This is a genomic window from Photobacterium sanguinicancri (assembly GCF_002265265.1).
Classification (GTDB): Bacteria; Pseudomonadota; Gammaproteobacteria; order Enterobacterales; family Vibrionaceae; genus Photobacterium; species Photobacterium sanguinicancri.
The window spans coordinates 1-5,659 of the sequence record NZ_NOIF01000245.1; the positions used below are offsets into that span (position 1 = coordinate 1).

Annotated in this window: 3 protein-coding genes; 2 read left to right on the plus strand and 1 reads right to left on the minus strand. The window is 42.6% G+C overall.

Translation table 11 applies throughout. The features are described 5' to 3' along the window. Window positions 1-754: 754 nt before the first annotated feature. Window positions 755-2,110, plus strand: coding sequence for a M20 family metallopeptidase (locus ASV53_RS22225; RefSeq protein WP_094958725.1), 1,356 nt, complete (start codon window positions 755-757; stop codon window positions 2,108-2,110). After that, window positions 2,107-3,597 (plus strand): YfcC family protein, encoded by a 1,491-nt coding sequence (locus ASV53_RS22230; RefSeq protein WP_094958726.1) that lies wholly within the window; start codon window positions 2,107-2,109, stop codon window positions 3,595-3,597. Before ASV53_RS22225 ends, ASV53_RS22230 begins: the two co-directional genes overlap by 4 nt. Before the next feature lie 111 nt (window positions 3,598-3,708). Here ASV53_RS22230 and ASV53_RS22235 read toward each other — a convergent pair. Further along, on the minus strand, window positions 3,709-5,659 hold a 1,951-nt coding region (locus tag ASV53_RS22235; RefSeq protein WP_094958727.1), incomplete at its 5' end, for a methyl-accepting chemotaxis protein.

The following is a 5,659-nucleotide window of genomic DNA, read 5'->3' on the forward strand; positions in this document are numbered from 1 at the left end:
CCTTCGTAAGGTGAAATTTACACTTTAGGGTTAGTTTCGTAATTTCAATAAGATAGTAAGAATAAATGCGGGTTTCTAGAAGTGAGTGATGTTTTATAGAAACAAAGATTTCAACGAGATTGTTAAAACAAAGTTGTATTATTAATCAATACCTTGTTAAAAATGTCGTTTATCTTTGTTGAGACAAGTAAAAAGGATGATACAGGGTAACCTTACCATCCATTATTTTGTTACAAAGTGTGATCTATAATCGATATTGTATGATTTTTATTCGCTTTTTGTCGCTTGTAGTAAGAATTCAACAATTTCTGATGTGCTGGGAATTGCTTCATGTATTAGATCATCTGATGCGTCATAAGAGCGTATTCTCGTTTCTACATCCCTTCAGACAGTAACGCTAGTCTCTTGTCATCAACATGTCTCATTAGCACTCAATGGGTGAGTTGTGCCTAATGGGGAGCAAGAAGACAGAGCTAAAAATGTTGTCGTAATGGCTTATTTTTCTAACACATATTTTACCCAGTAAGCAAAACTAGAATATTTTTCGTACATTTTGACGCTTATCTCATCTTAATGGTGCGACCAGTGAAAGTTGTCACAGATTAGCTGGAGTGGCTGTAGCAGAATTGTGTGGCTTAATAAAAACGATCACGCATCTTGTGCTGATCAAAAATTAAATGTCGAAGTAATATGCTGCTTAATAGCAAGTATGCAGATAAGTGGATGACGCCTCGACATAAAAACGAGGGATACGATGAAAACCAAGATTGCTAATTACATTGATGGCTTACGAGATGATTATATTCAAGCTGTCCAGCATTTAGTGTCGATGCCAAGTGTGTATCAAGATGATGAGAGTAATACGCCATTTGGGCAGCCAATTGATGACTGCCTGACTGCGACATTAGCATTTTGTGAAACCCTAGGCTTTTCAACTTATAAAGATCCTGAAGGCTACTATGGCTACGCTGAGATAGGGCAGGGCGAGCAGATGATTGGGGTGCTTGGCCACCTTGATGTTGTGCCTGTTGGTGAACTTTCTGCCTGGGATTCCGATCCGTTTGCGGCAGATATCCGAGACGGTCGTATATACGGTCGTGGCACCCAAGATGATAAAGGCCCGACGATTGCTGCCATGTTTGCAGTGAAAGCCCTACAAGCCTGTGATGTTGCTTTTACTAAACGAGTACGTTTTATCTTTGGTACCGATGAAGAAACACTGTGGCGTTGTATTGACCGCTACTGTGCTAAAGAAGAAATTCCACAATGTGGCTTCACACCTGATTCTGCTTTCCCACTGATCCACGCTGAAAAAATGTTGATCCAATCTTACTTGAAGTGCAGTGGAGATGTAGATCTTAGCCTTAAATGTGGCGGTGCACTGAACGCCGTACCTGAGTTAGCTCGTTATCAAGGGCCTTTACTTGAAGAGTTGGTTGCTGCACTTGATCAAATGGGATTTGATTTTAGTTGTGAAGATGATGAGCTGACTGTCTTTGGTAAAGCGGCGCACTCGGCATCTGCTGACACCAAAGGGGTGAATGCGATTGCACGTTTATGTATGGCGCTAGCCAAAGTGGGTGTTGAGCACCCTATGGTGCGATTCATCGCTGAACAAGTGGGTGAAGATGCGAATGCCAAAGAGATTTTTGGCTCTGTAGAAGATGTGAGTGGTCGATTAACCTTCAATGTGGCGCAGCTTGAGATTAATGAAACCAACAGCCAGTGCGGTATTGATATCCGTGTGCCTGTTACCTTCAGTAAAGACGATTACGACAACGACATCAAAGCGGTCAGTGAACAGTATGATCTGCAATACGAAGAGTTTGATGTATTGCCGTCCCTTTATATGCCAGCGGATAGTCCAATTATCCAGAGCTTAATGAAAGCATACCAAGATATCAGTGGCGATATGGAAAGTAAGCCAATGACTTCTGGTGGGGCGACCTATGCCCGCGCTATGCCAAATTGTGTTGCGTACGGGGCGATTTTCCCTGGCCGCGAGAAAGTTGAACACATGCCAAATGAATACCTCATTATCGATGACATGCTTAAAGCGATGAATGTGTATGCCAATGCCATTTATCAGCTACAGGGAGTAGAGCTATGACAACGGCAACAGAAAAAAGCCAACCAGTAAATGCGAAAAAATCATTCAAGATGCCAACGGTTTATACCATCTTGTTCATTATTATCGCTTTAGTGGCTTTGCTGACATGGATTATGCCAGCAGGTAAATATGACTACATGGTGAACGGTACGGATCAGATCATACCGGCAGCCGAAGTGTTGGATTACAACGGGGGTGAGCGTTTACTGCCTATTCCTGGTTCTTATCAAGAAATTGAATCATCCCCACAAGGTGTGATTGATGTATTGATGGCACCGATCAAAGGCTTCCATAAAGCCGTTGATGTGGCGCTATTCGTGCTGGTTATTGGTGGTTTCTTAGCGATTACCATGCGTACTGGGGCGATGGACTCAGGGGTTGCGGCGATTGTCCGTAAATTCCGTGGCCGTGAGCAAATGCTGATCCCTGTTTTGATCACCTTGTTTGCATTAGGGGGGTCAACCTACGGGATGGCGGAAGAGACCGTTGCATTCTGGGCGGTGATCTTACCCGTAATGGCTGCGGCTGGTTATGACCGTATGGTTGCCGCGGGGATCATCTTGCTTGGTTCTGGTGTGGGGGTATTGGCATCAACAGTAAACCCATTTGCAACAGGTATCGCATCTGGTTTTGCAGGCCTACCGATTGGTGATGGTATCGGTTTGCGTGTTATCCAACTGACCGTGCTGATTGTTTTAGCGTCTTGGTTTGTTATGCGCTATGCCGCGCAAGTGAAAGCGGATAAATCAAAATCTGTGCTTGCGGACATTGAATTTGAAGATGAATTCTCTCACATGAAAGAAGACACCGGCGAATTCACCACCAAGCAAAAACTGACCATGAGTGTGTTCTTCGGCGCATTCTTAGTCATGATTTACGGTGTTATTCCATGGGAAGACATGGGCATCACAGCCATTCCGACATTGTGGTGGTGGTTCGATGAACTTTCTACTCTGTTCTTGGCATCAGCGATTTTAATTGCTGTTATCAACCGCATGTCTGAAGGTGATTTCATCAAAACCTTCATGGAAGGGGCAAAAGACCTAATTGGTGTTGCGCTGGTGGTTGCCGTAGCACGTGGTATCTACGTTGTTATGGATAACGGTGTGATCATCGATACTATTCTTAACTGGGCTGAAGGTATGGTTACGGGCTTGTCATCTGGCGTGTTCGTGATTGTGACTTACCTGGTTCATATCGTATTGAGCTTCTTTATCCCTTCTACCTCTGGTCTTGCAACGGTTTCTATGCCGCTAATGGCACCATTGGCTGACTTCTCGGGTATTGGCCGTGATTTGATTATCACCGCTTACCAATCAGCAAGTGGTTGGATTAATATTTTTGCGCCAACAGCTGGTCACTTAGTGGCTGGTTTGGCATTAGCAAAAATACCGTATGAACGCTTCTTGAAGTGGGTTATGCCATTCGTAGTTATGGTGTTTGTTGCTACTATTCTTATCTTGTTCGTTGGTGCGGCACTGCTGTAAATCTGTCGTTCACACAACAAGTAGCATAGATATTAAAAGAGGTGTACCTAGGTACACCTCTTTTTTATGGCTATTCAGTGAAAGCATCGAGCTTACTCAGCGGTTAAAGGCTTAGTTATTCGTTACGGTAAACTCACTTAAACGGTTTCTCTGATCTTCCGCTAATTGCGATAAGTGACCACTTGCTTCAGCTGTTTGGCTGATACCTGCTACATTCTGGCTGATGATATCGTTGATGTTATTGATATTCAGAGTGATGTCCGAGATTGCACGGCTCTGTTCATCAACCGATGCCGTCACATCACCATTCACTTCGCTAATATGGCGCAGTGCTTGGGTAATGGATTCAATTTGTAGGCTCGTTTGCTCAGCGATCTCGTTATTCTCTTTTACCTTACTCAGGCTATTATTAACGGCAGTCACTACAGTTGATGATTTGCTTTGCAGCTGTTCGATAATAGTTTGGATTTGCTGGGTAGATTCTTGTGTTTTGGCTGCCAATACACGTACTTCATCGGCTACAACCGCGAAACCACGGCCACTTTCCCCCGCTCGTGCAGCTTCAATGGCTGCGTTCAAGGCAAGTAAATTGGTTTGTTCAGAAATGCTGTCGATGACAGTAATAACTTCACTGATTTTGATGCTCTGTTCATTTAGATCAAGCACCTGCTCTGATGTTTCGTTCAGTTGTTGGGTTAATTCTTGTGATAGTTCACGTGACTGCTGGGCAATCGCGGTACCTTCAGCACCCATTTCCAATGCTTGTTGGGCGCTGTCATCAGCGGTTCTTGCGTAACCATCGACCTGTGAAGCGGCGGCTGAAAGCTCTGTTACTGCATGGGTAATTTGTTCTACTTGCTGCTGCTGTTCACGACCGTTGACTTCACTTTGTGTCATTACTGCTGCTAGCTCGGTTGAAGAGGTAGCGACTTCATCACCAACACCGCGAAGGGCACGAATAGTTTGGTTGAGTTGCGAAATAGCTTCATCAAGACTTGCGCCGAGCATGCCTAATTCATTTTTACCCTCGATATCAGTGCGAGTAGTTAGTTTACCTTCAGCAAGGCTCTTCACGGTTAAATACAGCGTGTTCATGATGTCGCGAATAGCATTAGACAGCAGCAGACTGATTGATAACGACAAAATGATTGCAATTGCCGAGGCGATAAGTTGGCTAGAGGTAACTGAATCAAGCAGAGCTTCCGTTTTTTCTGCAAGACGCTCGGTATTGTCTACCGATTCTTGAGAAAGTGCTGTGATCATTTTGGTATTGATTACACCAATTTCGATCATTCGCTTCACTGACTTATCTTTTTCAGCTTGTAGGTGAATGATCTCTTGTACTTGCTGTTCCCATTTATTGGCATTATTTACTAAAGTCGCAGCTTCTGACCAATGAGCGAAGGTTTTAAGTTCTTTAATCAGTGTTTGTGTTTGAACTAATGTTTTAAAGATGGCGTCATTACTTTGACCTTTCACTCCTTCAGCGATATCAAATAACATTAACCCTGCGATATTAGACATGTTTGATAATTTATTTGTCCATAGTTCAATATCGTCTTGGCTACGATTGTTTGCAATGTTTTCATCTGCTTGGCTAATATCTGTCGTAATCCAACTGGTTGCATCATATAAAGCGTTAATTTTTTGACGAGTATTTCTTATGTTATTTGACTGATGAGCATATTGCTTAAAGTTTATGATGAAACTTTCAATATTTGATTCTGCATTAGGTGTTAAAGCAATATTGTTTGAGTTTTTTAAACTATTAAAGCTTTGTTGAACCTTATTGTAGTTGGCTTCGTTAACACTAACCATCTCGTCTAGGCGGTCATAAAAACCCAAGCCATAAATAGATGACATTCTACTAACGTCTTGTAAATCTTGAAATTCTTTCATCGTGCTATTGAAGTCTATGTAATCGCTGACAATAGCCGTATTCTTTTTAACTTCTGAAAGTAGTTGCTGACTTATTAGTATCGTTATAATAAAACAAGCAATCGCAAAAACAGATGAAAGTGAAAGAAGTATTCTTAACGGAATGTTTTTTATAGTATTTAGC

Bases quoted from the DNA above. Each gene is read 5' to 3' on its own strand.
- ASV53_RS22225 (WP_094958725.1), top strand. From the start codon at position 755: ATGAAAACCAAGATTGCTAATTACATTGATGGCTTACGAGATGATTAT.
- ASV53_RS22230 (WP_094958726.1), top strand. From the start codon at position 2,107: ATGACAACGGCAACAGAAAAAAGCCAACCAGTAAATGCGAAAAAATCA.